Annotated in this window: 24 protein-coding genes, 1 tRNA gene and 1 other RNA gene; 9 read left to right on the plus strand and 17 right to left on the minus strand. The window is 74.9% G+C overall.

The features are described from left to right. The first annotated feature begins 27 nt into the window (after positions 1–27). Together ACH9EU_RS15890 and ACH9EU_RS15895 are read left to right on the plus strand one after the other, a co-directional pair. Positions 28–426: a helix-turn-helix domain-containing protein gene (locus ACH9EU_RS15890; protein ID WP_396414874.1), complete on the plus strand. Its 399-nt coding sequence runs from the start codon at positions 28–30 to the stop codon at positions 424–426. Continuing rightward, entirely contained in the window at positions 423–902 is a 480-nt protein-coding gene (locus ACH9EU_RS15895; protein ID WP_396414875.1) for an SRPBCC family protein, read from the plus strand. The genes ACH9EU_RS15890 and ACH9EU_RS15895 overlap by 4 nt, the downstream gene beginning before the upstream one ends. Before the next feature lie 64 nt (positions 903–966). Here the strand turns inward: ACH9EU_RS15895 and ACH9EU_RS15900 are convergent, their stop codons facing one another. The 5 genes from ACH9EU_RS15900 to ffs form a co-directional block, all read right to left on the minus strand. Next, a complete protein-coding gene (locus ACH9EU_RS15900) occupies positions 967–1,899 on the minus strand; it encodes a 3-methyladenine DNA glycosylase (RefSeq protein WP_396414876.1) in 933 nt (310 codons plus the stop codon). Positions 1,900–1,940: 41 nt separating this feature from the next. Further along, positions 1,941–3,227 carry an aspartate kinase gene (locus ACH9EU_RS15905; protein WP_396414877.1) on the minus strand — a complete coding sequence of 429 codons (1,287 nt, stop codon included), beginning with the start codon at positions 3,225–3,227 and terminating at the stop codon, positions 1,941–1,943. A gap of 103 nt (positions 3,228–3,330) precedes the next feature. Next, positions 3,331–3,927 carry a recombination mediator RecR gene (gene recR, locus ACH9EU_RS15910; RefSeq protein ID WP_396414878.1) on the minus strand — a complete coding sequence of 199 codons (597 nt, stop codon included), beginning with the start codon at positions 3,925–3,927 and terminating at the stop codon, positions 3,331–3,333. 87 nt (positions 3,928–4,014) lie between these two features. After that, positions 4,015–7,131, minus strand: coding sequence for a DNA polymerase III subunit gamma and tau (locus ACH9EU_RS15915; protein WP_396414879.1), 3,117 nt, complete (start codon positions 7,129–7,131; stop codon positions 4,015–4,017). A gap of 74 nt (positions 7,132–7,205) precedes the next feature. After that, positions 7,206–7,302: signal recognition particle sRNA small type (gene ffs / locus ACH9EU_RS15920), an RNA gene on the minus strand. A 133-nt stretch (positions 7,303–7,435) separates the two neighbouring features. On the opposite strand from ffs, the gene ACH9EU_RS15925 reads away from it, so the two are divergent. Further along, positions 7,436–7,520: transfer RNA gene (locus ACH9EU_RS15925), tRNA-Ser, on the plus strand. Positions 7,521–7,639: 119 nt separating this feature from the next. Here ACH9EU_RS15925 and ACH9EU_RS15930 read toward each other — a convergent pair. Next, positions 7,640–8,323: a hypothetical protein gene (locus tag ACH9EU_RS15930; RefSeq protein WP_396414880.1), complete on the minus strand. Its 684-nt coding sequence runs from the start codon at positions 8,321–8,323 to the stop codon at positions 7,640–7,642. Between the two features lie 189 nt (positions 8,324–8,512). On the opposite strand from ACH9EU_RS15930, the gene ACH9EU_RS15935 reads away from it, so the two are divergent. Beyond that, positions 8,513–9,874: a hypothetical protein gene (locus ACH9EU_RS15935; protein WP_396414881.1), complete on the plus strand. Its 1,362-nt coding sequence runs from the start codon at positions 8,513–8,515 to the stop codon at positions 9,872–9,874. Between the two features lie 94 nt (positions 9,875–9,968). Continuing rightward, positions 9,969–10,310, plus strand: coding sequence for a type II toxin-antitoxin system VapB family antitoxin (locus ACH9EU_RS15940; RefSeq protein ID WP_396414882.1), 342 nt, complete (start codon positions 9,969–9,971; stop codon positions 10,308–10,310). On the opposite strand, the gene ACH9EU_RS15945 is transcribed toward ACH9EU_RS15940, so the two are convergent. Together ACH9EU_RS15945 and ACH9EU_RS15950 are read right to left on the minus strand one after the other, a co-directional pair. After that, positions 10,294–10,962, minus strand: coding sequence for a TetR family transcriptional regulator (locus tag ACH9EU_RS15945; protein WP_396414883.1), 669 nt, complete (start codon positions 10,960–10,962; stop codon positions 10,294–10,296). The genes ACH9EU_RS15940 and ACH9EU_RS15945 overlap by 17 nt on opposite strands. A 151-nt stretch (positions 10,963–11,113) precedes the next feature. Continuing rightward, positions 11,114–11,491, minus strand: a complete 378-nt coding sequence (locus ACH9EU_RS15950) for a DsbA family protein (protein ID WP_396414884.1) — start codon at positions 11,489–11,491, stop codon at positions 11,114–11,116. A 68-nt stretch (positions 11,492–11,559) separates the two neighbouring features. Here ACH9EU_RS15950 and ACH9EU_RS15955 point away from each other — a divergent pair, with 68 nt between their 5' ends. Beyond that, the gene (locus ACH9EU_RS15955; protein WP_396414885.1) at positions 11,560–12,273 is read left to right on the plus strand and encodes a queuosine precursor transporter; all 714 of its coding nucleotides are present in this window, start codon (positions 11,560–11,562) and stop codon (positions 12,271–12,273) included. Between the two features lie 64 nt (positions 12,274–12,337). Here ACH9EU_RS15955 and ACH9EU_RS15960 read toward each other — a convergent pair whose 3' ends face one another. Further along, positions 12,338–13,135: an MBL fold metallo-hydrolase gene (locus ACH9EU_RS15960; RefSeq protein WP_396414886.1), complete on the minus strand. Its 798-nt coding sequence runs from the start codon at positions 13,133–13,135 to the stop codon at positions 12,338–12,340. Between the two features lie 126 nt (positions 13,136–13,261). Next, the gene (locus tag ACH9EU_RS15965; protein WP_396414887.1) at positions 13,262–13,735 is read right to left on the minus strand and encodes an SRPBCC domain-containing protein; all 474 of its coding nucleotides are present in this window, start codon (positions 13,733–13,735) and stop codon (positions 13,262–13,264) included. 152 nt (positions 13,736–13,887) lie between these two features. Between ACH9EU_RS15965 and ACH9EU_RS15970 the strand changes: the two genes are divergently transcribed. Both ACH9EU_RS15970 and ACH9EU_RS15975 read left to right on the plus strand, forming a co-directional pair. Then, complete coding sequence (locus tag ACH9EU_RS15970) at positions 13,888–14,619, plus strand: VTT domain-containing protein (RefSeq protein ID WP_396414888.1); 732 nt, start codon at positions 13,888–13,890, stop codon at positions 14,617–14,619. Between the two features lie 126 nt (positions 14,620–14,745). Beyond that, positions 14,746–16,062, plus strand: coding sequence for a DUF2254 domain-containing protein (locus tag ACH9EU_RS15975; RefSeq protein WP_396414889.1), 1,317 nt, complete (start codon positions 14,746–14,748; stop codon positions 16,060–16,062). Between the two features lie 12 nt (positions 16,063–16,074). On the opposite strand, the gene tgt is transcribed toward ACH9EU_RS15975, so the two are convergent. The 5 genes from tgt to ACH9EU_RS16000 all read right to left on the minus strand — a co-directional run bounded on the left by tgt (position 16,075) and on the right by ACH9EU_RS16000 (position 21,544). Next, positions 16,075–17,358, minus strand: coding sequence for a tRNA guanosine(34) transglycosylase Tgt (gene tgt / locus ACH9EU_RS15980; RefSeq protein ID WP_396414890.1), 1,284 nt, complete (start codon positions 17,356–17,358; stop codon positions 16,075–16,077). Positions 17,359–17,363: 5 nt separating this feature from the next. Further along, on the minus strand, positions 17,364–17,906 hold the full coding sequence (locus tag ACH9EU_RS15985) for an NUDIX hydrolase family protein (protein ID WP_396414891.1): 543 nt from the start codon (positions 17,904–17,906) through the stop codon (positions 17,364–17,366). A gap of 61 nt (positions 17,907–17,967) precedes the next feature. Further along, positions 17,968–19,215 (minus strand): glycoside hydrolase family 76 protein, encoded by a 1,248-nt coding sequence (locus ACH9EU_RS15990; RefSeq protein ID WP_396414892.1) that lies wholly within the window; start codon positions 19,213–19,215, stop codon positions 17,968–17,970. A gap of 77 nt (positions 19,216–19,292) precedes the next feature. Continuing rightward, positions 19,293–20,624 (minus strand): DUF418 domain-containing protein, encoded by a 1,332-nt coding sequence (locus ACH9EU_RS15995; RefSeq protein ID WP_396414893.1) that lies wholly within the window; start codon positions 20,622–20,624, stop codon positions 19,293–19,295. Further along, the gene (locus tag ACH9EU_RS16000; protein ID WP_396414894.1) at positions 20,621–21,544 is read right to left on the minus strand and encodes a pseudouridine synthase; all 924 of its coding nucleotides are present in this window, start codon (positions 21,542–21,544) and stop codon (positions 20,621–20,623) included. The genes ACH9EU_RS15995 and ACH9EU_RS16000 overlap by 4 nt, the downstream gene beginning before the upstream one ends. 127 nt (positions 21,545–21,671) lie before the next feature. On the opposite strand from ACH9EU_RS16000, the gene idi reads away from it, so the two are divergent. Further along, the gene (gene idi, locus ACH9EU_RS16005) at positions 21,672–22,211 is read left to right on the plus strand and encodes an isopentenyl-diphosphate Delta-isomerase (protein WP_396414895.1); all 540 of its coding nucleotides are present in this window, start codon (positions 21,672–21,674) and stop codon (positions 22,209–22,211) included. A 60-nt stretch (positions 22,212–22,271) separates the two neighbouring features. Here idi and ACH9EU_RS16010 read toward each other — a convergent pair whose 3' ends face one another. Together ACH9EU_RS16010 and ACH9EU_RS16015 are read right to left on the minus strand one after the other, a co-directional pair. After that, complete coding sequence (locus ACH9EU_RS16010) at positions 22,272–23,201, minus strand: ornithine cyclodeaminase family protein (RefSeq protein WP_396414896.1); 930 nt, start codon at positions 23,199–23,201, stop codon at positions 22,272–22,274. Between the two features lie 168 nt (positions 23,202–23,369). Beyond that, positions 23,370–23,942: an MOSC domain-containing protein gene (locus ACH9EU_RS16015; RefSeq protein ID WP_396414897.1), complete on the minus strand. Its 573-nt coding sequence runs from the start codon at positions 23,940–23,942 to the stop codon at positions 23,370–23,372. Positions 23,943–23,952 lie beyond the last annotated feature (10 nt).

The following is a 23,952-nucleotide window of genomic DNA, read 5'->3' on the forward strand; positions in this document are numbered from 1 at the left end:
GGGCGCCCCGGCGGGGAGAATGGGGCCATGAGCCAGCACTCCCCGCGGACCACCCCCGGCCTCAGCGGCCGGGACGCCGAGCTCCTGACGGAGGCCCTCGCCTCCCGGGACGTGACCGTCTTCGTGGACGGCACCGCCGTGCGCCTGCCCGGGCCGGCGCAGGACGCCGTCCTGGACCTCCTCTCCCGCCTGGCGCGCGGTGAGACCGTCACGGTCACCTCCGCCGAGGAGCTGTTGAGCACCTCGCAGGCCGCCGCGCTGGCCGGGATCTCCCACACCTACATGCGCAACCTCACCACGCAGGGCGTCATCCCGGTCCAGTACCGCGGGACGCACCGCCGGATCCGGGTCGCGGACGTCCGGTCGTGGCTCGCGGGGCGGGAACGGTCCGACGACGACGGCGCGCCGGCGCGGGAGCTGTCGTGACCGGCCGCGGCCGCGCCCGTGGCGGGTCCGTCGACGTCCTGACCGAGACCGTCGTCGCCCGTCCCGTGGAGCTGGTCTCCGCCTACGCCGCGGACCCGGCCCGGGCGCCGGAGTGGTACCGGAACATCGACTCCGTCGACCTGCGGACCGGCCCGGAGCTCCGGGAGGGGATGAAGGTCGGCTTCGTGGCCGGGTTCCTCGGCCGGCGGCTCGAGTACGAGTACGAGGTCGTCGAGCTGGTCCCGGGCGAGCGGCTGGTCATGCGGACCGCGCAGGGACCGTTCCCGATGGAGACCACCTACACGTGGCAGCCGGTGCCGGGCGGCACACGGATGACGCTGCGCAACCGGGGCGAGCCGGCCGGGTTCGCGCGGATCGGCGCGCGCATGCTGGCGGCACAGATCCGCCGCGCCAACCGCAAGGACCTGGAGGAGCTGCGCCGGATCCTCGAGCGCGGCCCGGACCGCAGCCCCTGAGCGCGGCCCGGACCGCAGCCCCTGAGCGCGGCCCGGACCGCAGCCCCTGGGGCCGGGGCGCCGCTCACGCCGCCCCCTCGGTGGCGCGGTGCGGATCCAGGGTCTCGAGGGCCTCGGCGAGGCGGTGGCGCAGCGGCTCGGCGCGGTCGGCGAAGGCCCGCTGCCGGCGCACGTACTCGGCCTTGCCCTCGGCCGTCTCGATCCGCACCGGCTCGTAGCCCCACCCCGTGAGGTCGTAGGGGGCGGCCCGCATGTCCGTCGCGCGGACGTCCCAGGCCAGTTCGAAGCAGTCCATGAGCAGCTCGGACTCGACGGCCGGGACCAGCTTGTACGCCCACTTGTACAGGTCCATCGTGGCGTGCAGGCAGCCGGGCTGTTCGAGCGTCCGCTGGGCCGCGCGCGTGGGCTGCAGCTCGTTGAGCGGCACGGCCTGGGGCTGGAAGAACCGGAACGCGTCGAAGTGGGTGCACCGGATCCGGTGCTGCTCGACCACGGCGTCCGTGCCCGCCGCCCCGAGCCGGAGGTCGAGCTGCTCGTGGCGGAGACCGTTGTCCTCCGAGCGGTAGGCCATGGCCCACTCGTGCAGGCCGAAGCAGCCGAAGAACCCGGGGTTGCCCGCGTGCGCGCCGAGGACCGCCCGGGCGAAGTCGACGGCGGGAGCCCGCCGGTCCCGGAAGGCGTCGTCGTCGACCGTCACGGCGCCGTCCCCGGCCGTGAGCCCGAGCGAGCGGAGCTCCGCCTCCCGCAGGTGCCGGTAGAACTTCTCCCCGGCGCGCCCGGCGGCGTCCAGGAGCACGACGCCGGCACCCGGGTGCCAGCGCTTGAGCTGCGCCGGCTTGAGCGTGTAGTAGGTGAAGAGGAAGTCCTCGACCGGGTGCTTCTGCCCCCGGTGGCGCCGGGCCACGAAAGGGTCCGCGTACCGGCCGGCCCGCTCCTCGTGGGCCCGCGCGCGCGGCCCCCACTCCTCGCGGGGGAGCACGACGGCGGGACGGGTCACCGCCCCGCCGTTGCCGGCCCGCCCGGGCCCGTGGGGGACGGTCAGCGGCCGGTCCCCGCGTAGACCGTGGCCTCCTCCTGGGCGTCCAGGCCGAAGGCGCTGTGCACCACGCGCACGGCCTCGTCGAGGCGGTCGGCGTCCGTGATCACGGAGATCCGCACCTCGGAGGTGGAGATCATGTCGATGTTGATGTCGGCCGAGGCGAGCGCCTCGAAGAAGGTGAAGGTCACCCCGGGATTGGACTTCATGCCGGCGCCCACGAGGGAGAGCTTGCCCACCTGGTCGTCGTACTCCAGGCCGGTGTAGCCGATCTTCTCCTCGGCGGCGCGCAGCAGGCTCAGGGCGAGCTCGCCCTGGGACTCGTCCACGGTGAAGGACAGGTCGGTCAGCGGGTCGTCGCCCGTCGAGACGTTCTGCACGATCATGTCGACGTTGACCTTCGCCTCGGCGAGCAGGCGGAAGATCCGGGCGGCGATGCCGGGCTTGTCGGGCACGCCGACGATCGTGACCTTCGCCTGGGTGCGGTCGTGGGCGATGCCGGAGATGAGGGGCTGTTCCAACGGGATCTCCTTCGGGGAGTCGGCGACGTCTTCGGGGCTCGGGATGACCCACGTGCCCTCGCTGTGGGAGAAGGAGGAGCGCACGTGCAGCTTCACGCCGAAGCGCCGCGCGTACTCGACGCAGCGCAGGTGCAGGATCTTCGCGCCGTTCGCGGCGAGCTCGAGCATCTCCTCGCTGCTGACCTGGTCCAGCTTGCGGGCCTTGGGCGCGATCCGGGGGTCGGCGGTGAACACGCCGTCGACGTCGGAGTAGATCTCGCAGACGTCGGCGTCCAGGGCGGCCGCGAGGGCGACCGCGGTGGTGTCCGAGCCGCCGCGGCCCAGGGTGGTGATGTCCTTGGTGTGCCGGTGCACGCCCTGGAACCCGGCGATGATCGCGATGTTGCCCTGGTCCAGGGACTCGCGCACCCGCAGCGGGTTCACCTCGACCAGGCGGGCGGCGCCGTGCGCGCCGTCGGTGACCATGCCGGCCTGCGACCCCGTGAAGGACTGGGCCGGTGCGCCCATCCCCGAGACCGCCATGGCCAGCAGCGCCATGGAGATCCGCTCACCGGCGGTCAGCAGCATGTCCAGCTCCCGGGCCGGGGGCTTCCGGGTGACCTCGTGGGCGAGGTCGAGGAGCTCGTCCGTGGTGTCGCCCATGGCCGAGACCACGACGACGACGTCGTGGCCGCGGTTGCGGGTCTCGACGATCCGCCGTGCAACCCGGCGGATGCCGTCGGCGTCCGCGACGGAGGATCCACCGAACTTCTGCACGATCAGGCTCATGGGCACTACTCCTGTGATCTGGTCTGGCCGGGGCCGGTGGTCTTCCCCGGCCGGTGCGCCCGCTCCCCGCGGCAGGGGCACCAGGACATCCTACCGCGAGCCGTCAGGCGACCACGGTGCGGCCCTCGAAGGCCCGGCCCAGGGTGACCTCGTCGGCGTACTCGAGGTCCCCGCCCACCGGCAGCCCCGAGGCCAGGCGGGTCACGCGGATCCCGAGCGTCTTGAGCATCCGTGAGAGGTAGGTGGCGGTCGCCTCGCCCTCGAGGTTCGGGTCGGTGGCGAGCACGACCTCCTGGACCTCGTCGCCCGAGAGGCGGGTCATGAGCTCGCGGATGCGCAGCTGGTCCGGGCCGATGCCCTGGATGGGACTGATCGCCCCGCCGAGCACGTGGTAGCGGCCCCGGAAGCTGCGGGTGCGCTCGATGGCCATGACGTCCTTGGACTCCTCGACCACGCAGATCACGCTGCCGTCCCGGCGGGCGTCGCGGCAGATCGCGCACTCGTCGAGCTCCGAGACGTTGCCGCAGATCCGGCAGAACTTCACCTTGTCCTTGACCGCGGTCAAGGTCTCGGCCAGCCGGCGGACGTCCTCCTTGTCCGCGTCGAGGAGGTGGAACGCGATCCGCTGCGCGGACTTCGGCCCGATCCCGGGCAGCCGGCCCAGTTCGTCGATCAGGTCCTGTACAGCGCCTTCGTACACGTACTCCTCGATTCCCGGGCCGGTGCGCGGCCCCTCTGCTGGTTCCCGGCGGCGGCCTCGGGGCCCGCGACGGACCGGGCCCCGGTGTCAGTCCCCGGTGTGGAGGTCCCGCTCCTCGACGAGCGTCCCCCCGAGGATCCGCTCGATCGCGGCACGGCCGTAGAGCGTGGAGTCCTCGAGCGCCTCGTCGTCCGAGCTGGGCACGAACGCGTCGTCCCATTCTACGTCTCCGTCCCGGGGGGCCGACGCCGGCGCGGGCGCCTGGCGTCCCGCCGCGATGGCCGCCGCGTGCCGTTCCCGGAAGGTCAGACGTTCCCCCACGGCGTCCTCCACCGCTGGGGAGACCGTGGGTTCGGACCGGGACGCGGGCCGGCCCGGGGCGCCGGTGGGCCGCTCCGCGGGGACGGACCGTTCCTCCGCAGGGACGGCCCGGGACGGGGCGGCGGGGCCCGAGGGGGAGTGCGGGGAGGCCGTGCCGCCGGGGGCCGTGGCGGTCCCGGGACGGACCCCGCCGGCCGGGGTCCCCCGGTGCGCGGCCGGTGCGGGGCGCCACTGCTCGGGCGGCGCCTCGTCCGGGTCCTCCGGGTACGGCGGCTCGTCGAGGTCGGGGGGCTCCTCCGGCGGCGGGACGTCGTCGTGCGGGACGTGCTGCGGGGGACCGGCGGGCCGGTCCCCGGGGCCGGAACGCGGATCCGGGGCCGCTGCCCCGCGGGCGGCGGGACGCCCCGATGCACCGACGGGTGCGGACGATCCTGCGGGGCCGGGCGGCGTCCCCACGGGCCGGGTCCGCGGGCCGGAGGCGGCATCACCGCCGGGCGCGGCAGCGGGTGCCGGTCGCGACGGCGCCTGCTCGCCCGCCCCGGAGGCCGGACCGGTCCCCGGGGGCGCGGCGGTCGGAGGTCCCTCGGGCCGGGGTGCGGGGCGCGGCGCCCGTGCGTCCTCCGTGGCCGGCCCGTTCGGTGCGGCCGTGGGCTCCGGCGTCTCGTCCCCGCCCTGCGGAATGGCCGCTACGGACCAGCTGTGCACCGGTTCCTCGGCCCACGCAGGGTCCGTCCACTCCGCCGGGGCGTCCGTGGCGGGCCGGCCGTGGGCGCTCCACGCGTCCTGCCCGCCAGGGGGGCCGTCCTGTCCCGCCGGGTGCGCGGGGGAGCGGCCGGGCTCGGCGGGGCGCCGCTGCGGCTCGTGCGGCGCGCCGGATGGGCGTTGCTGCGCCGCGTGCTCACGAGACGGCGCGGGGCCCCCGTCCCGGACCTCGGGCCCGGCACCGCTGCGGGGCGTGCCGTCGGAGCCGGACCCGGGTGCCCTCCGGCCGCCCGGTGAGGTCGGCGGCGGCTCGGGCGGGCGCGGCGTGCCACCGCGGCCGTGCCCTCCGCCGGAGGGGATGGCCTCGGCGCGGCAGTCGATCCCGAGGATCTGCTGCACGGCTTGGCGCAGGTCGTCCTCGAAGCGGGGGAAGTTCATGAGGTCGCCCTCGGCGTCGAACATGATCCGCAGGACCCTGCCGTCGAAGGACTGCGGGGTGCCGCGCTGCACGGTGAACCAGGCGACGCGGCGGATGTCCGCCAGGGCGTTGACGATCTCCGGCCACGAGGCGCGCAGCATGTCGATCCCGTCGCCGGCCTCGTCGGCCAGGGGCGTGTCCTGGCGCGGCGGTTCCGGGGTCTCCGGTCCCGACGGCCGGCGTGCGGCGTCGTCGCCCCGTGCCGGACGGGGCGCTTGCCCGGTGCCGGGGGCATCGGCGGGCGCGGAGCGGGAGGAGGTCCCGGCCCGGTGGCCCCGGGTGGCCTCGTGCGCCGGCTCGGGCCCCGGTCCGGCGGTCGCCGGGGTCTGCTCGCGGCGGTGCGCAGTCCCTGCGGGAGCGGAGGCCTCCTCGGGGGCGGCCGCCCGGTCGGTCCCGGGCGGGCGGGCGTCGTCCGCGGGGGCCGTGCGGGGGGGCTCGGGCTCCGCGGGGCGTTCCGCCGCGGCGCGGGGAGCGGGCTCGGCCGGAACCGGCGCGCCGACGTGCTGGTCGTCCCGTCCGGTGGCCGCCGCGGTGCCGCGGCCGATGCTCAACCGCCGCTCCAGCCGGTCCACGCGTGCGGTGACGCCGCGCGTGGTGTCCTCGGAGGAGGGCAGCAGAATGCGTGCGCACAGCAGCTCGAGGTGCAGCTGCGGGGAGGTGGCGCCGGTCATCTCCGTGAGCGCGGTGTTGGTGATGTCGGCAGCTCGGGACAGCTCCGCCGCCCCGAGCTGCGAGGCCTGGTTGCGCAGCCGGGCGATCTGGTCCTGGGGCATCCCGTGGAGGATGTTGCCGGCGGACTCCGGGACGGCGTCGACGATGATGAGGTCCCTGAACCGCTCGAGCAGGTCCTCCACGAACCGCCGGGGGTCCTGGCCGGTCTGCACCACGCGGTCCACGGCGCGGAAGACCGTGGCGGCGTCCCCGGAGGCGAAGGCGTCCACGACGTCGTCGAGCAGCGCCCCGTGGGTGTAGCCCAGCAGGGCCACCGCGAGGTCGTAGCCGATCCCGCCCTCGTCCGAACCCGCCATCAGCTGGTCGAGCACGGAGAGGGTGTCCCGGACCGACCCGCCACCGGCCCGGACGACGAGCGAGAGCACGCCCGGAGCGACCGGCACGTTCTCCTCGGCGCACAGCCGCTCGAGGTAGTGCATCAGCGGCTCGGTGGGCACGAGACGGAAGGGGTAGTGGTGCGTGCGGGACCGGATGGTCGTGAGCACCTTGCTCGGCTCCGTGGTCGCGAAGATGAACTTGATGTGCTCCGGAGGCTCCTCCACGATCTTGAGCAGGGCGTTGAAGCCCTCGCGCGTGACCATGTGCGCCTCGTCGATGATGAAGATCTTGTACCGGTCGCGGACGGGTGCGAAGGTGGCCCGCTCCCGGAGGTCGCGGGCGTGGTCGACGCCGCCGTGGCTGGCCGCGTCCATCTCGATCACGTCCAGCGAGCCGGCGCCGTCCCGGGCCAGGTCCCGACAGCTCTCGCAGCGGCCGCAGGGCGTGGCCGTCGGCCCCTCGGCGCAGTTGAGGCAGCGGGCCAGGATGCGGGCCGAGGTGGTCTTCCCGCAGCCGCGGGGACCCGAGAAGAGGTAGGCGTGACTGACCCTGTCCTTGCGCAGCGCCGTCATCAGCGGCTCGGTCACGTGCTCCTGGCCGATGACGTCCTCGAAGGACTCCGGGCGGTAGCGGCGGTACAGAGCGGTAGTCACAGGAGCCACCTTAGCGACGGGATCCGACGGGCGGGGCGGGCGGCCGCCGCTGGGGACGCGGGCCGCTCCGGGGACGAGAAGACCCCTCGCGCACCCGCCAGAGCCCGTCTACCCTTGCTACCTTCCGGTCCTGGGGGAGTTCGACAGGATGACGCCACGCGAGGGGCTGTCAGAGAGTCTAGCGGATCCCGACCGGGGCCCGAAACCGGGCGGCAGGACGGGTCGATTCGGCATTGCCGGGAGGTTCGGCTATGCTGGACTCCGCATGTTCCGGCGCCGATCGGCGGCCGCGACGTGCGTGCCTGGAGGATTCGCCTAGCGGCCTATGGCGCACGCCTGGAACGCGTGTTGGGTTCACGCCCTCGGGGGTTCAAATCCCCCATCCTCCGCACATGTGATGTCTCAGGACATCGGAAACACCCCGGACCTGCGGTCCGGGGTGTTTTTTCGTGTCCGGGCGGAGCGGCGGGAGCCGGACCGGGGCGCGAGGTCGGCGCCCCGGTCCCGTTCAGTGGTTGAGCCGGGCGGCCCGGCGCCGGCGGAGCAGCAGCACGGCCGCGGTGACCGCCGCGAGCGCCGAGACGACCAGGCCCCACCCTGCCGCGGGCAGGACGAGGGTCTCGCCGGAGTCCTCGGCAGGGACGCGGGTGAGTGCCCCGAGGGTGACCCGGTCGACCGTGCCGGGCACCACCTGTCCGTCCTCCTCCGCCGCGGGCGCGCCGTTCGGCGTGTGCGCCGGTGCCGGCATCGTGCCGGCGCTCCCGGTGTCGTCGGTCGCGCCGCCCTCGTGGAGCGCCGGGTCCCGCGGGTCCGCGGTGCCGGCGACCGCCGGATCGGTGGCCTCCTCCGGGGCCTGCCCGGAGGACTGCCCGCCGGCGCCGTTCCCGGACTCCGCCGCATCGCTGCCGGTGGCCGGGCGGGAGTCCTGCGACTCTCCCGGTGGCGAGGGCTGTTCCGGGAGTGCCGTGCTGCCGTCCTGGGCGGCCGGGATCTCGGGCGACGCGGGATCGGCCGGGGCCTGCCCGTCCTCCGGGGCGCCGGTGGCCGGGCCGTCGGGGCCCGGGTCGCCGTCGGGGGAATCGGCAGGCGTCTGCTGGGCGGTGGCCGGGCCGGTCTCGGTGACGGGCTGGGCAACGGCCGGGACCGGGACGAGCAGGAGGAGTGCGGCCAGGGTGAGGCGTCGGGCAGGCATGGGTGGATCTTTCGGTGGGGTGGAGCGAGGGAAGGGGATCGCGTCTCCAGTTTACGCAGGTGCAAGACATCTATTCGCTAATGCAATACCCTGGGGTGTGTCATGGAGCGGGCTGCTCCGTGACCCCCGACCGCAGCTCCCCCGGGCTGCGCCATGCCCGTGTTCCCTCTCCCCCCAAGAGGTCCCCCCTTGACGTTTCCCTCCCTGTCCATGTCCTCGCGCGCCCTGAGCGCGGCGGCCGTCGCCGCCGCGCTGGCCGCCTCGATGCTCGTGGGCGCCCCCGCCCCGGCCCACGCGGCCACGACCACCTCGTCCCACGCCGCCGCGGGGATGTCCGCGCAGTACCACGTCTACGACACCGGCGTGGACCGCTCCCGGCCCGTCGGTGTGGTCTTCTACCTCGACGGCGACGGCCAGTACTACGCCCAGCGTCCCACCACCTCGATGCTCCGGACCATGGCCGCCCGCGCGGCGGCGAAGAACATGATCCTCGTGGTCCCGGTCGCCCCGTCCGGGCGGTCCTGGACCTCCGACAGCGAGACCGGCGGCGACTGGTTCCGCTCCCTCGCCGCGAAGGTCGTGGCCGAGCAGCGTGTGGACTCGACCCGCATCCACTTGGCCGGCTACTCCGGCGGGGCCGAGTTCATCGCCCACGAGGCGCTCTCCGACCGCGCGGGATGGATCCGCGGCGGCGGAGCCACGCTCATCGGCGGCGGCGGGGTCTACTACGGCGGCCTCGAGACCGAGCCCGGGGCGGCGCTGAAGGCCACCGACCCCACGTGGTACGTCGGCTCGAACGACGGCTACGGCGCCACCCAGCCGTCCGGCTGGTCGGCCCTCGACGCCGCGGAGAAGGGTTCGGCGGTCTACCGGAAGGCGGGCTTCACCAAGGCGAACCGCGTGGTGCTGCAAGGCTTCCACCACACCAACTACGACCTGCCCGGCCTGGTCGGCGGCGACGTCGACCGTCTCTACGCGACGTCGGGGTCCGGGACGGTCACGCCGTCCGGCAACGACTCGGTCGGCGGGTACACGCTCCAGGGTGCGATCGGGCACACCTGGGCGGCACTGGGCGGCACCTCCTGGGCCACCCCCGTCAGTGCCGAACACGCTTCCGGCCACGGCTCGGTCTACCAGCGCTTCGTCGGTGTCGACGGCCGGGAGAAGGCCCTGTACTGGTCCCGGGCCACCGGTACCCGGGCGGTCGACTACGGCGGGTCGATCGGCCGCAAGTTCGCCGCGGGCGGCTACGCCGGAACCTACGGCCCGCCGGCCACCACCGAGGCACGCACCGCCGACGGCGGCGCCTACCAGGTCTTCAACGCCGGTGGGAAGCGGACCAAGTTCATCTGGTCCTCCCGCACCGGGTCCCAGGCCGTCAAGGAGTACGGCGCCATCGGCAAGAAGTGGGCGGCCATGGGCCACGAGCGCGGCCTGGGCTACCCGACCACCGACGAGTTCGCCGTCGCCGGCGGCGTCGCCCAGAAGTTCACGGGCGGGCGGATCGAGTGGAACGCCGCCACCGGGGCCGTCACGGTCCTCCGCGGCTGAGCCGCCTCGTCCCGCACCGCCGGCCGCGCCCCCGTACGGGGACGCGGCCGGCGGTGTTCCGGGTGCCGTCCGGAGCCGCCCCTAGGATGGGCGCATGATCTTCAAGGCCGTGGGCGACTCGCGCCCCTACCCGGACCACGGCCTGGCCACGCCCTCGGCGTGGGCCGACATCGCCCCGCGCCAGATCCGGCTCGACCAGCTGATCACCACGAAGACGACCCTGGACCTGGAGACCCTCCTGGACGCCGACTCCACCTTCTACGGGGACCTCTTCCCGCACGTCGTGCGCTGGGCCGGGGAGCTCTACCTCGAGGACGGGCTGCACCGGGCCCTGCGCACGGCGCTGCACCACCGCAGGGTGCTGCACGCCCGGGTGCTGGATCTCGACGCCGCGCCGGCGGCGCGGGCCGGGGCGGGGCTCAGGACGCCGCGCTGAGCGGTGGGAGCTCGGGAGCGACCGGCACGGGGTGGCCCGCGGCGTCGAACCGGGCGCCCAGTCCCTGCTGGATGAACCGCACGGTCGAGCGGATGTGCCGCTCCTGCGCCGCCCGGTCCTGGTCGGAGTTCTGGCCGCGGTCCGCGGCGGCCGTCAGGGAGCCGTGCACGAGCGTGGCCAGCTCGGGGATGTCGCCGTCGGGCAGGTAGCCCTGGACGATCGCGTCCCGCAGGATGGCCGCGAGCAGTCCCTGGAGCTCGCCCACGTGCTCGCCGAGCTTCTGGTAGTCCTCGGGGGCCAGCACGGTGCGCATCGTGGGGCCGGGGGGAAGGTGCCGGCGGGTCAGGTCCTCGATCTGCGCGCGGATGTAGACGGCCAGCCGGTCCACCGGGTTGGCCACGCCCTCCAGGTCCTGGCGGAGGTCGGTCATGAACCGTTCGGTCTCGTCCAGCGCGTAGGCCACGAGCAGCTCGCCCATGTCGGCGAAGTAGTTGTAGACGGCGGTCCGGCCCACGCCGGCGTTCTTCGCGACGTGGGTCATGGTCAGCCCCGTCAGGCCCTGCTGGTAGAGGAGCTGCCCGAAGGAGTCGAGGATCGCCCGCTTGGTGTTCTCCCGCTGCGCGGCATTGGTCGCCGCAGAAATCCGAGGCATGATGACACCCACTTTACGTATGTCATCAAAGTATGCGTACTTCAATGAGCCTTGGTGACGATATGTCCGACTATGACACCACCCTTCGCCCCTTTTTGGTCCGTCGAGGAGCAAGGTCTGGGGAAACGTCCAGGAAACCTCCGAGCGGGTGTCAGGTTGTGCACCCCTCCTGGCCGCACGCCGGTGCGGCGACAGCGGCCGTGGGCTCGAGCCCGGAATCGGCCCAGGCCTGCTCCAGCGCGCGGGCGAAGACCTCCGTCGGCTGCGCTCCGGAGATGCCGTACCGCCCGTCCAGCGCGTAGAAGGGCACGCCGGTGACGCCGAGCCGGCGGGCCGCGGCGATGTCCTCGTCGACCGCGGCGTCATCGTGCGTCGTCGTATTCCGCCGGGGGCGGGGCGGAGGGCTCCGCGGCCGGCCGCCGTCGCTAGACTGTTGGACGGCCTCCGGCCGGCGCGACCTCTCGGCACAGGAGCCGCGGCAGCACCGGAGGGGCTCCCGGGTGGCAGGCGGGCGGCCCGCGCCGTGCACGCACAGACCGCTCCACGGCGCCGTCCCGCGCGGACGGTCCTCGCTTCCCGACAGATTGGTGGCACACCGTGAGCTCCTCCACCGGCCCTGCCGCCGCAGGCTTCGCCCGCCGGCCCCGCTCGTACTTCGACCTCATCGTGGCGGCGTACTGCGTGGTCCTCGTGCTCTCCAACGTGGCCGCGACCAAGGGGGTCGCCTTCGGCCCCGTCCTCACCGACGGCGGGTTCTTCCTCTTCCCGCTGGCCTACGTGCTGGGGGACGTCGTCTCGGAGGTCTACGGCTTCCGGTCCGCACGACGGGCGATCGTCACGTCCTTCGCCGCGGGACTGTTCTCCTCGGTGGTGTTCTGGCTCGTCATCGCGCTGCCTCCGGCGGACTTCTACGAGGGTCAGGCGGCGTTCGAGGCCGTGCTCGGCCCCGTGCCGCTGATCGTGGCCGGGTCCCTGCTCGGCTACCTGGCCGGTCAGCTGCTGAACGCGTTCGTGATGGTCCGGGTCAAGGCGCGCACCAGGGAGCGGCACCTCTGGGCCCGCCTGATCGGCTCGACGCTGGTGGGCGAGCTCGTGGACACGATGATCTTCTGTGCGGTGGCCGCCCCCATCATCGGGATCAGCACGGCCGCCGACTTCCTGAACTACGTGGTGGTCGGTTACGTGTACAAGGTGCTGGTCGAGGTCCTGATCATGCCCGTGACCTACGCCGTGATCGGGGCGCTCAAGCGACGCGAGCCGACCTACGCCGGGCCCGGGGCCACGGACGAGGTCCCGGCGCCCGCACGCTGAGCGCCCGCACGCCGGCCGGCATCGCCCCGGCCCGCGGCCGGCCGCGGGCGCCCCGCCCCAGGGCTCAGAAGCCGAGGTAGGCCAGCTGCGCCCCCACCGAGCGGCGCGCCGCGGGGAGCACGTGCGGCGGGACGTCGGTGTAGATCCGGTCGGTGATGGCCTCGAGCGTCGCCGCACGGCCCAGGACGCGCAACGCCTCCCGCACCTCGGCGAGCCGGTCCATCCGGTGCTCGAGGAGTTCCTCGCACACCTCCTCGACGTGTTCGCGCACGTCGGCGTGGGCGGGGAGGACGATCGCCCGGCCGAGCACCGCCAGCCGGTGCAGGGAGCGCAGGTAGTCGCCCAGGGCGCCGTCCGGGTGGTCGAGCATGGTCGTGCCGCGGCCCAGGACCGTGTCGCCCGTGAGCACGGAACCGTCACCCTCGCCGGGGCGGCGGCCCTCGGGGGCGTCGTCGGGCAGGTGGAAGCACACGGAGTCCGAGGTGTGCCCCGGGGTGTGCAGCACCCGGATCCGGCACCCGGCGGCCTCGATCGTCTCGCCGTCGCGCAGCGGGTCCGCGTCTCGGCAGAACTCGGGCAGGAAGGCGCGAACGGGTGCGCCGGTGAGCGCGTGGAAGTCGGCCACGGCCCCGGTGTGGTCCCCGTGGCGGTGGGTGACGAGCGTGAGCACCGTCCGCCCGGCCGCGGCCAGGGCGGTCAGGTGCCCCCGGTCGGCCGGGCCCGGGTCCACGACGACGACGTCCTGCTGCCCGGGCGAGCCGATCAGCCACGAGTTCGTGCCGTCGAGGGTCATGGGGCCCGGGTTCGGTGCGGTCAGCCGCCGGGTGAGGGCGGTGGTGCGCCGCGGGGACTCCTCGCTCATGCGTTCCTCCTGTGTCGGTCGGACGGTCGGTCGGACGGTCGGTGCCGGGCGGCTGCCGCGGCCCGGCGCGGGGGAGGTGCGACGGCGCGGGGCCCGCCCGCCTCCGGAAAGGATCGCCGGGGCGGCTCAGCCGCGGGCGAGCAGCGCCTCCAGCTTCTCGAACGAGCCGCGCCAGGCCTGGGCCGCCCGGGGGTGCACCGCGGCGGGGAGCGGGCCCTGGGTGAGCACGAGAACCGTCCCGCCGTCCCCGGTGTCCAGGAACTCGGTGCGCAGCAGCAGGTGGGGCCCCGTCGGGCCGCCGTCCGGGCCCGGCAGGACCTCGCGGCCCTCGAGGAGCGCGTCCTGCTCCACCCGCAGGTAGGTCGCGTGCACGGGTGAGACCTGCGCGGGATCGGCGTCGTTGACCAGGCGGAACCGCTGGCGGCCGCCGGGGCGGACCTCCAGCAGCACGGACTCCCGGGGCACGCTCCAGCCCCGCGGGCCGAACCAGGCGGCGAGCCGGTCCGCCTCGGTGAACGCGGCGAACACGGAGGCCGGCGGGTGGGGGAGCTCGTGGGAGACGGTGAGCAGCTCCGTGGGGTCCAGGTCGGTGACGTCCATGCACCCATTGTCCCCCGGACTCCCGCCCGGCCGCGCGACCGGTCGGGCACCGGTGCGGCCGGCTCCCCTCGCCGGCCGGCCAGGGGCGTCCCGACCCGGCCCCGGGGCGGAGCGGATCCGTCCCCGCCGCGCCGGTCGGTACAGTGTCGCTCGTGAGCACCGAACCCGCGCGGGGCCAGGGGGCCGACCGACCCGGCACCCGGCCGGTGTGGCTCACCGCGCTCAAGGCCGGCGCGCTCCTGTCCCTGCTCGCCGTGGCCGTCTGGTACCTCATCAGCTACGAGCTGCCGACGGTGGACGAGATCCGTGCGTTCGTCGACGGTTTCGGGGCGTGGGGCCCGCTAGTGTTCGCAGGCGTCTTCGTGCTCGTGGCCGCCACGCCCATCCCCGTGACCATCATGGCCGTCTCCGGCGGCTTCCTGTTCGGCATGGCCCAGGGCAGCGCCGTGGGCGTCGTCGCCTCGACCACCGGGGCCTGGCTCGGCTACTGGCTGGCCCGGTTCCTGGGCCGCGACGCCCTCTACCGCCTGGCCGGCCACCGGATCGGGACCGTCGAGGCCAAGCTCGAGGGGAAGGGCTTCCTCACGGTGCTGGTCCTGCGGCCCGTCGTCCCCAACTGGACGCTCAGCTACGGGGCGGGTCTCGTCCGGATCCCGCAGCGCGACTACGTCGGCGCCACGCTGCTCGGGGCGGCACCGGGCCAGGTCAGCTTCGCCGCGGTGGGCGCGTTCACGTCCCGCCCGTCCTGGCCGGCGCTGGCGGCCGTGGCCGCCTCGTGGGCGGTCGTGGTGGTGGTCGCGGTCATCGCGTGGCGGCGCTCGCGGCACGTGGGCCCGTCCGGGGACCAGGACCCCGCCGCGTCCCCGGAGGCCACGGAGCAGTGAGGCCGCGGAACAGTGACATCACGCAGCAGTGACATCACGGAACAGCGGTGCCCCGTGGAGGCGGCGCCGCAGTGCTCGCGAGGCCGGTTCCCGGGTGTCCGTCCGCCCGGATCGTAGGCTGTCGCCATGAACAAGTTCTCCGGGTCCTGGCGTCGGGTGCTGAACCGGTTCTGGTTCGTGCCGGGGGCGTGCGTGGTGGCTGCCGTCGCCCTGGCGCAGGGAGCCGTGGCCGTGGACCGGTGGCTGCCCGAGAACCTGGACTCGCCGTGGATCTCGTGGGTCTACGCGCTGGGCATCGACGGGTCACGGTCGATGCTCTCGGCGATCGGCGGGTCGATGCTGGCCGTGGCCGCGACCGCGTTCTCCATCACGATCTCCGTGATCGCGACGGCCAGCTCCACCTACGGCCCGCGGCTGGTGCGCAACTTCATGGCGGACCGGACCAACCAGGTGGTGCTGGGCGTGCTGGTCTCCACGTTCATCTACGCCCTGCTGGTGCTGCGCACGATCAGGTCCGCCTCCGAGGATCTCGCGGAGCCGTTCGTCCCGCACCTCGCGGTGAACCTGGCCGTGCTCCTGGCCGTGGTGAACGTGGCCCTGGTGGTGTACTTCATCCACCACATCGCCGACTCGATCCAGGTGGACACCCTCGTCCACGGGGCGCGCCGGCGGCTGCTGGGGGTGATCGACCGGTGGCACCCGGAGGAGGCGCCGGAGGACGTGGTGCGGACCGTCGGCGACCGGATCGGGGGCGGGGAGATCACCGCCGGGTCGGTCGGCTACATCGTCGACGTGAGCTTCGAACGGCTCCGGTCCTGCGTCCAGGGGGAGGACGTCGTGGTGGAGCTGGTCCCGCGGGTGGGCGACCACGTCCTGCCGCGGGAGACGCTGTTCCGGGTGTGGCCCGGAGACCGGGCGGGGGAGCTCGAGGGGAGGCTGCGTCGCTCCGTGCATCTGGGCGACTCCCGTTCGGCGGACCAGGACGTGCGCTTCGCGGAGCAGCAGGTCGTGGAGCTCGCCGTGCGGGCCCTGTCCCCGAGCACCAACGACCCCTACACCGCGATGAACGCCGTGGAGGAGGTCGCGGCCGGGATCGTGGCGGCCGTCTCCAGGCCGCTGCCGGGGAACACGGTCCTGGTGGACGGGGTGCCGCGCCTGCACTACGCGGTGGTGGGGCTGGACGAGGTCGTGGACATGCCCTTCGACCATATCCGCCCGCACGTCGCGGGGCACGCGGAGGTCGTGCTGGCCCTGGTGGACCTGGCGGCCCGTGTCGAGGCCGCCACCGTGCACCCCTCCGTGCGCCGGCTGGTGCGGGAGCACGTCGACGTGCTGCTCGCACAGTACCGGGACGGCGGGCCCGCCGCCCGGGACCTGGCCCGGGTGGAGCGGCACGCCGCCCACCGCCGTGCCGCCCTCGCGGGGGACGGGCGGTCCCCGTGATCCGGGCGGCGCTCAGCCGCCGTAGTACCGGCCCAGGACCTCGTCCCGGTACTCGAAGTAGTCGCCCTCGGCCATGGCCTCCCGCGCCCCGTCGACCAGCCGGACCACGAACCGCTCGTTGTGGATGGAGGTCAGCGTCGCGGACAGCCGCTCCTTGGCCTTGAACAGGTGGTGCAGGTAGGCCCGGGTGTAGTGGGTGCACGTGTAGCAGTCGCAGCCGTCGTCGATCGGGGACAGGTCCGTGCGGAAGCGGGCGTTGCTCACGGTGAACCGCCCGTCCGGGGCGTAGACGGTGCCCGCGCGCGCCACCCGGGTGGGGGAGACGCAGTCGAACGAGTCGGCCCCGTTCTCGACGGCGCGGAAGACGTCGTCCGGCTCCGAGATGCCGAGCAGGTGCCGGGGCCGGTCCTCGGGCAGCTCCTCGGTGCACCAGCGCACGATCGTGCCGAGGTTCTCCTTCTCGAGGGCGCCGCCGATGCCGAAGCCGTCGAGGTCCATGGCCGCGAGGTGGCGGCACGCCTTCCGGCGCAGATCCTCGTACTGCGCGCCCTGGACCACACCGAAGAGCGCCTGGTAGGGCTTCCCGGCCCGCTCCGCGGTGAGCCGGGCGTGCTCGGCCGCGCACCGCTGCGCCCACCGCCGGGTCCGCTCGAGGGAGACCTCCTGGTAGCCGCGGGAGTTGTGCAGCGTGGTCAGCTCGTCGAACGCGAACATGATGTCGGCCCCCAGCCGGTGCTGGACCTGCATCGAGATCTCCGGGGTGAACCGGTGCACGTCGCCGTTGATGTGCGAGGTGAACGTGACCCCGTCGTCGTCGACGCGCGCGAGCCGCTCCCTGCCGGCCGCGACGTCGTCGTCGCCCACGGCCGGGCCCGCCGCGCCCGCCATGTCGATGACCTTCCGGAACCCCGAGCCCAGGGACATGACCTGGAAGCCCCCGGAGTCGGTGAACGTGGGCCCGTCCCAGTTCATGAACGCGCCCAGCCCGCCCGCCGCGTCGAGGACCTCCGCGCCGGGCTGGAGGTAGAGGTGGTAGGCGTTGGCGAGCAGCGCCTGGGCGCCCAGTTGCGCCATGGACTCGGGCAGGACGGCCTTGACGGCGGCGGCCGTGGCCACGGGGACGAATGCCGGCGTCCGGATCACGCCGTGGGGCGTGGCGATCGTCCCGGTCCGGCCGCGGAACTCCCCGCCGTTGGCCCGCACGCGCTCGCCGGCGATCCGCGCGGTGTCGGCGAGGCGGTGCTCGATCCGGAAGCCGAAGGCGGACCGGCCGGCGGGGGAGGGGGCGGCGGGCACTCCGGTCAGTGGCCCCAGCCGGCGTGGGCGATGGCCTGGCGCACCAGGTCGCCCCGGCCGCCGGCGAACTCCGCCTGCACCTCCGGGCTGAGCGCCTCCTCGGGACTCATCCAGGACAGCTGCAGCGCGTCCTGCCGCGGATTGCACTCCCCGCGCACGGGGACGATGTAGCTCAGCGCCACGGCGTGCTGGCGGTCGTCCGTGAGACCCGTCTCGGACGGCGACGGGAAGAACTCCGCGACGGCGAACGGCGTGGTGGACACCGGCAGCTGCGGGAACGCCATGGTGCCGAGGTCCTTCTCCAGGTGGCGGAGCAGCGCGGCCCGGATGGTCTCCCGGTAGAGCACCCGCCCCGAGACGAACGTGTACATCATCTCGCCCTGCTCCGTCGCCTGCAGCAGCAGCCCGATCTCGGACAGGTAGCCCAGCGGGTCGAGGCGGACCGGCAGGGCCTGCACGTACACCATCGGCAGGCGGCGCCGGGCCTCCCGGAGGTCGTCCTCGTTGAGCCAACCGGGGTTCGGATCGGGGGTGCGGAGGAAGTTCATAGTGCTGTTCTATCCCACCGGGCCTGGCGGGGCCACGGATCCGCGGGCCCCGGCGGCCGGTTCAGCGCACAGCGGAGAGGCCCTCCGCGTCCAGTCGTGCGGCCGCCTCGAGGACCGTCCACGCCTGTACCTGGGTCGAGAGCTCGACCGGGACGCCCGGGCGCTGGGCCTCGTTCGCATGCCGTGCGGGGTCGGGGGAGAAGATCGCCACGGTCTCGCCGACCACCGTCGACGCCGTGGTGCCCGGCACGGCGAAGTCCACGGCGGGATCGAACTCCCGGCGGCCGGCCCACAGGGCGCCGGCGGTCGCCGTCACGAGCTCGCCCGCGGTCCGGCGGGCCTGCTCGGGCAGCGCAGGGTGCCGGGCGGCGTCGGCGAGGTGGCGCGCCAGGATCCCGGTGAACAGCCCGCCGTCGCCCCCGCCGTGCGTGCGCAGGACGCGGTGCCCGCCGAGGTCCCTGCCGAACTCCTCGGCCGCTCCCGAGACCACGTCGGAGGCCGCCCGCACGAGCTCCTGGCGCTGCGCCGCCGGGGTGCCCGCAGCGTCCGCGAGCTCGAGCAGGGCCGCCAGCACCGGCCCGGAGTTGTAGCTGAAGACCCTCTCGTCGAGGCGGGTCACCTCGGACCCGGACCCGGCGGCGACCAGCCGGAGGCCGTCGTGGAAGATCCTCCGCTCCGGGTTCCACAGCCGCTCCCGCAGCCAGCCGAGCACGGCGGCCGCACGCTCCGGGCGGTGCGTGCGCACGAAGCCGAGCGCCGCCGGGCCGGAGGACGCGGTGTTCTTCACGTCGTGGCCGGTGTTCCAGAAGACCCCGCCGCCGAGGTCCCCGGTGTGGCCCTGCTCCAACCGGGCCACCAGGGCCGCGCCCGCGTCCAGACAGTCCATCGCCGGGCGGCCGGTCAGGGCCCGGTCCAGGTCGGCGAGGCGGCCCACGGCCAGCAGCAGCCAGGCCATGTCGTCGTAGTAGGCGTTGTTGACCACGCGGCCGCCGCTGCGCAGGGTGATGCCCCGCAGCAGCCGGTGGCCCTCCCGGCGCAGCTCGCGCGCGTGGTCCTCCCGGCCGGCGGCCAGCTGCCGGAGCCCGGCGTCCACGAGGGCGTCCAGCAGGTGAGCCTGCCACCAGTAGTGCCACGGGGCCCGGCGCGACTCCGGGTGCGGGTGGGCCGGTGCGCCGAGCAGGGTGCCGGGCACGCCGAGGGCGCGCCGGGCGAACAGCTCGCGGACGGAGTGCGCGGCCTTCTCGGCGCGCTCGGGCACGGACGCGTCGGCCACGGTGCCGGTGGTGGTCGGGGCGGTCGTGGTGGGCATGACGGCTCCTGTGGTGACGATGACGGGTGATCAGGACGTGCTGGTGGCGAGGTGGGGGAGAGGTGCTCGGTCCGAGCCTACGGGCTCGCCGGGGCGCCGCGGTCCTCCTGCCGGCCCGGTCCGGCGTACAGCCGCCGGTGCGCCGCCTCGGCCGGACCGGGCAGGCCGCGGCGCTCCAACAGCACGGCGCCCAGCAGCGTGGCCAGCCACACGGCGGAGCCCAGCAGCAGGGCGCCGGTGGGCGAGAGCGCACGGCCCAGGCCCAGCGCGAACGGAGGCATCAGCACGGTGAACAGGACGGACTGGGCGAGGTAGCCGCTCATGGACCGCCGCCCCAGGGCCTGCAGCGACCACAGGCCCGGGTGCTCCCGCGCCCGCAGCGGCACGGCCGTGCCGTGGGGGACTCCGGGCGGCGCCGCGCCGCCGTGCGCACCCCGGCCGTGCGGACTCCCGCCGCGGGGGACCCTGGTCCCACGCGCTCCGGTGCGACGCCGCGCCCGGGCGCACAGCAGCGCCACCAGGAACGCGTAGCCGACGCCCTGGACGGCCCCGGCCACGGCGTCGGCGGCGTTGAGCACACCGCCGGCGGTCGCCGAGGGCTCGAGCATGTCCGTGGTGAGCAGGCCGGTCCCGGCGCCCGTGAGCAGGCCCGCGCCGAGGCCCGCCAGGGCCGCCCCGGTCAGCCGGCGGCGCCAGGGCCCGGGGTCCTCGAGGACCCGGTAGCGGCTCAGGGCGGTCCCCAGGAGCATCATCGGCAGCAGACCGATCAGCTGGAACGGGGCGAAGGAGACCACGAGCAGCCCGTCCCCGAGCCCCAGGGCGATCCGCTCCGGCACGGTGTCCGCCACGAGGCCGGGGAAGGGCGGGGTGCCGGGGCTCCGGACGGCCCAGCTCGCGGCGCCGTAGAGCGCCATGAGCACGGAGCCGATCCCGGCCAGGACGACCAGCGTCGTCGTGCTCTCGGCGATGAGCACCGCGAGCAGCAGCCCGCCGACCGCGTAGGCGGTGATGATGTCCCCGGGGAACAGCACCAGCGCGTGCACCACGCCGAAGAGCAACAGCCACCCGTAGCGGCGCAGCAACAGCCGCCGGGCCGCGGGGAGGGGGGCGCCCCGGGCGGCCTCCCGGGCCGCGATCTGGCCCACGCCGTAGCCCACGAGGAAGGAGAACAGGGGGAAGCCGCGGCCGTCCACGAGCGTCGACATCGCCATGTTGACGACGTCGTCGAGCGTCCACGACGTCGACGTCGCGCCGTCCCCGAGGGTGCGGTCCCGGGGACCGTCCGTGGGTCCCGGCGCCCAGATCCAGACGGTGATGTTGGCGACCGCGATGACCCACAGCATGAGGCCCCGGGCGACGTCCGGCGCGGGCACGCGGTGCCGCGCCCGAGCGGCGGAGCCCCGGTTCACGCGCCTGCCCCGAGGGCCCGCCGGCTCTCGACGACGAGCGGCTCGCCCGTCACCGGGTGGGTGATCGCGATCCGCCGCGCGAGCAGCTGCAGGGGCCGGGCCGGTGCCCCGGCGGGGCGCACCCGGGGGTACAGGGGGTCGTGGCGCACGGGGATGCCCAGGCCGGCCAGGTGCACCCGGATCTGGTGCGTGCGGCCGGTCTCGGGCCGGAGGGCGTAGCGGGCCCACACGCCCTCGTCGTCCGCGAAGGTCGTGCCGGAGCGCTCGACGACGGTGCGCGCGTTGACCGGCCCCGGCACCTCGCGGGCCTGCAGCGAGGTGCGGTCCTTGACGATGCGGGACTCGACCGTGCGCGGCAGCTCCAGCGCGGGCCGGTGGGCCGCGACGGCCTCGTACTCCTTGGCCACGGCCCGGTCCTGGAAGAGCACCTGGAACCGGCCGCGGGTCCCGGGGTCGCGGGAGAGGAGGAGGACCCCGGCCGTGCCGCGGTCCAGCCGGTGCAGCGGGGAGAGCCGGTCCTCGCCCCGGGAGCGGCGCAGCTTCACGAGCGCGCTCTGCGCCACGAACCCGCCGCGCGGGGTGGTCGGCAGACCGTGCGGCTTGTCGACCGCGAGCAGCCACTCGTCCTCGAACAGGACCGGCAGGTCCCCGGGCAGCTCCGGCTCCTCCGGCAGCGGTCGGTGGTACCAGACCGACCCGCCCGGCACGAGCGCGGCGCCGGGGCCCAGTGCCCGGCCGGCGTCGTCGACGATCCCGCCGGAGGCGAAGAGGTCCTCCAGCTCCGCCGCTGAGGCGGGGAAACGGTCCAGCAGCCAGCAGCGGAGCGTCGTCGGCCCGGCGTCCACCGGTAGCCGCACCCGCACCGGGTCCACGCCGTCCCGCAGGGGGAGGGGCGCGGGGCGGGGCCGTCGTCGTCGCATGGTCCCTGATCGTGCTCCGGGAGCGCTGGGTTGTCCACTCGGCACCCGCGGCGGGCGGGCGTGCCGCGGGCCCGCCGCGACTGCCAGAATGGTGCCGGACCCGCCACCGACCACCGGAACGAGAGCCATGCCCACCGAAGAGGTCGTCCTCCTCGACGACGCCCACCGACCCGTGGGCACCGCGCCCAAGGCCACGGTGCACACCGCGGACACCCCGCTGCACCTCGCGGTCTCCTGCTACGTGCTCGACGACGACGGCCGGCTGCTGCTGACCCGCCGGGCCCTCGGCAAGAAGACCTGGCCCGGGGTGTGGACCAACAGCTTCTGCGGCCACCCGGGCCCCGGGGAGGAGCTCGCCGTCGCCGTCGCCCGCCGGGCCGGCCAGGAGCTGGGGCTCGAGCTGACGGGGGTGACGGAGGTGCTGCCCGAGTTCCGCTACCGGGCCGTGGACGCGTCCGGAGTGGTCGAGAACGAGTTCTGCCCCGTCTTCGTGGCGCGTGCCTCGGGCGAGCCCCGGCCCCAGCCCTCGGAGGTCGCCGAGGTCGCGTGGGTCGCACCCGGAGACCTCCTCGCCGCGGCGCGCTCCGCGCCGTTCCTGCTCAGCCCGTGGCTGCTCGAGCAGGTCGCCGACCCCAGGCTCCGCCGCGCCCTCGGCGCTCCCGGCTAGGGACCCGGACCCGGCCGGGGCCGCCGGCACCGGACCTCCCGGGAGCGTCGTCCCGCGGGCTCAGGCCTCCGGGGCCACCACCCCCACGGCCACCGCGAGGTCCTGCCAGGACATCCCGACGCCCTTGAACACGTTGGGGGCGTCCTCCCGGCGGGTCGTCCCACCCGTGACCACGTCCCGCAGCGGCACCAGCGAGCTCTCGGCCAGCGCCCCGGCCCGGACGGCCAGCACGACGTCGCCGGCCTCGCGCAGGGCGGTGGCGGGGTCCTCCACCACCACGAGGGAGCGGCCCATGAGCCGGTCGTCCAGCTCGCGGCGGCCGGGCTCGTGGGATCCGATGGCCACCACGCAGGCGCCGTCCCGCACCAGGGCCCCGTCGAACAGCGGCTCGGGCGACGACGTCGCGCAGACCACCACGTCCGCGTGGGCCACGTCCTCGGCCGTGCCCGCGACCACCTCCGGTCCGAGCCGGCCGAGCCGGTCCACGACCTCCCGGACCTTCCCGGGACGGCGTCCCACCACGGTGATCCGCCGCAGGGCGCGGATCCGCGCGAGGGCCTCGGCGTGGCCGAGGGCCTGGGGGCCGGTGCCGAACACGACCAGGTGCTCCGCCCCGGCGGGCGCGAGGGCGTCGGCGGCCGCCGCGGAGACGGCCGGGGTGCGCAGCGCTGTGAGCACCGATCCCTCCAGCAGCGCCCGGGGCGTGAGGGTCTGCGAGTCCATCAGGACGTAGACCGCCTGGATCCGGGGGAGCCCCAGCTCCGCGTTGCCCGGTGCCACCGAGGCGACCTTGACCCCGGTCCAGCCGCCGATCGTCGAGGGCATCAGGAGCAGGTGCCCGGACCCTGCCGGGGTGGAGACCCGGGCGGGATCCGTCGACGGGTCGAACCCCTCCCGCAGCACGGTCTCCACGAGCCGCCGGGCCCGGTCGGCGGGCACTCGCGCGGCGATCTCCTCGGCGGTGTACCAGGTGGGTCGGTCCTCGCTCATCGTGGGCCTCCGTGCTCGTGCGGGCTGTGGGCGCTTCCCACGATGGCCGAGCGCGCCGGAGAAGGGAACCGGGGAAGAGGACGCGGGAGGGCACGCAGGGGAGAACGGGGACCGGCGGCCTCCCCGGCGACGCCGGGGAGCCGGGCGGGCGACGCTGCCCGATCCGTCCTACGGCAGCCGTGACGGGCGCCGCAGCACGGCCTCACCGGCCCGTTCCGGTTCGAGGGGCACCGGGCTGAGCAGCACGGCCGGGCCCCGGTGCAGCACGCCGTCGGAGAGGACCCGGCAGCGCAGGCCTCCCCGGCCGCGCATCGCGGCGTGCGCGCCCGGGGCCAGGACGCGGTCCATCCAGGCGCAGGGGTTCGCCGGCCGCCCGCCTCTCAGCCGCACGAGCCCGCCGCTGGACTCCAGGGCGAACTCCTCGCCCAGCAGCGGGGCCAGCTGCGCACCGCGCAGGACCACGTTGCGCCGGGTCAGGAGGGGGTCGAACGGATCGGCGCCGAGCTGCGCGGCGACGGCCTCGAGGGCCTCGACGGCGAACAGCGTGACGGCGGCGTCCATGTGCGCGGCCTTGCCGAAGAACCGGTCGCCGACGACGCCCTTGCCCGCCACGAGCTCGACCCGGTCGGCGTCCGTCGTGGGCACGTCCGCGGGACCGTCCCGGGCCCGGCCGAAGTAGGCGTGCCCCGGGGACACGAGCAGGTGCAGGACCTCCACGTCGTACCGGTGGGTCTCGGTCATGTCACCGAGT

The organism is Kocuria rhizosphaerae (assembly GCF_044462265.1).
Classification (GTDB): Bacteria; Actinomycetota; Actinomycetes; order Actinomycetales; family Micrococcaceae; genus Kocuria; species Kocuria rhizosphaerae.

What these genes read in the sequence shown, in the direction of transcription:
- ACH9EU_RS15890 (WP_396414874.1), top strand. Translation starts at nt 28, where the DNA reads ATGAGCCAGCACTCCCCGCGGACCACCCCCGGCCTCAGCGGCCGGGAC.
- ACH9EU_RS15905 (WP_396414877.1), bottom strand. Translation starts at nt 3,227, where the DNA reads ATGAGCCTGATCGTGCAGAAGTTCGGTGGATCCTCCGTCGCGGACGCC.
- ACH9EU_RS15930 (WP_396414880.1), bottom strand. Translation starts at nt 8,323, where the DNA reads ATGCCTGCCCGACGCCTCACCCTGGCCGCACTCCTCCTGCTCGTCCCG.
- ACH9EU_RS15940 (WP_396414882.1), top strand. Translation starts at nt 9,969, where the DNA reads ATGATCTTCAAGGCCGTGGGCGACTCGCGCCCCTACCCGGACCACGGC.
- ACH9EU_RS15945 (WP_396414883.1), bottom strand. Translation starts at nt 10,962, where the DNA reads ATGCCTCGGATTTCTGCGGCGACCAATGCCGCGCAGCGGGAGAACACC.
- ACH9EU_RS15960 (WP_396414886.1), bottom strand. Translation starts at nt 13,135, where the DNA reads ATGAGCGAGGAGTCCCCGCGGCGCACCACCGCCCTCACCCGGCGGCTG.
- ACH9EU_RS15965 (WP_396414887.1), bottom strand. Translation starts at nt 13,735, where the DNA reads ATGGACGTCACCGACCTGGACCCCACGGAGCTGCTCACCGTCTCCCAC.
- ACH9EU_RS15975 (WP_396414889.1), top strand. Translation starts at nt 14,746, where the DNA reads ATGAACAAGTTCTCCGGGTCCTGGCGTCGGGTGCTGAACCGGTTCTGG.
- ACH9EU_RS15985 (WP_396414891.1), bottom strand. Translation starts at nt 17,906, where the DNA reads ATGAACTTCCTCCGCACCCCCGATCCGAACCCCGGTTGGCTCAACGAG.
- ACH9EU_RS15990 (WP_396414892.1), bottom strand. Translation starts at nt 19,215, where the DNA reads ATGCCCACCACGACCGCCCCGACCACCACCGGCACCGTGGCCGACGCG.
- ACH9EU_RS16000 (WP_396414894.1), bottom strand. Translation starts at nt 21,544, where the DNA reads ATGCGACGACGACGGCCCCGCCCCGCGCCCCTCCCCCTGCGGGACGGC.
- idi (WP_396414895.1), top strand. Translation starts at nt 21,672, where the DNA reads ATGCCCACCGAAGAGGTCGTCCTCCTCGACGACGCCCACCGACCCGTG.
- ACH9EU_RS16010 (WP_396414896.1), bottom strand. Translation starts at nt 23,201, where the DNA reads ATGAGCGAGGACCGACCCACCTGGTACACCGCCGAGGAGATCGCCGCG.
- ACH9EU_RS16015 (WP_396414897.1), bottom strand. Translation starts at nt 23,942, where the DNA reads ATGACCGAGACCCACCGGTACGACGTGGAGGTCCTGCACCTGCTCGTG.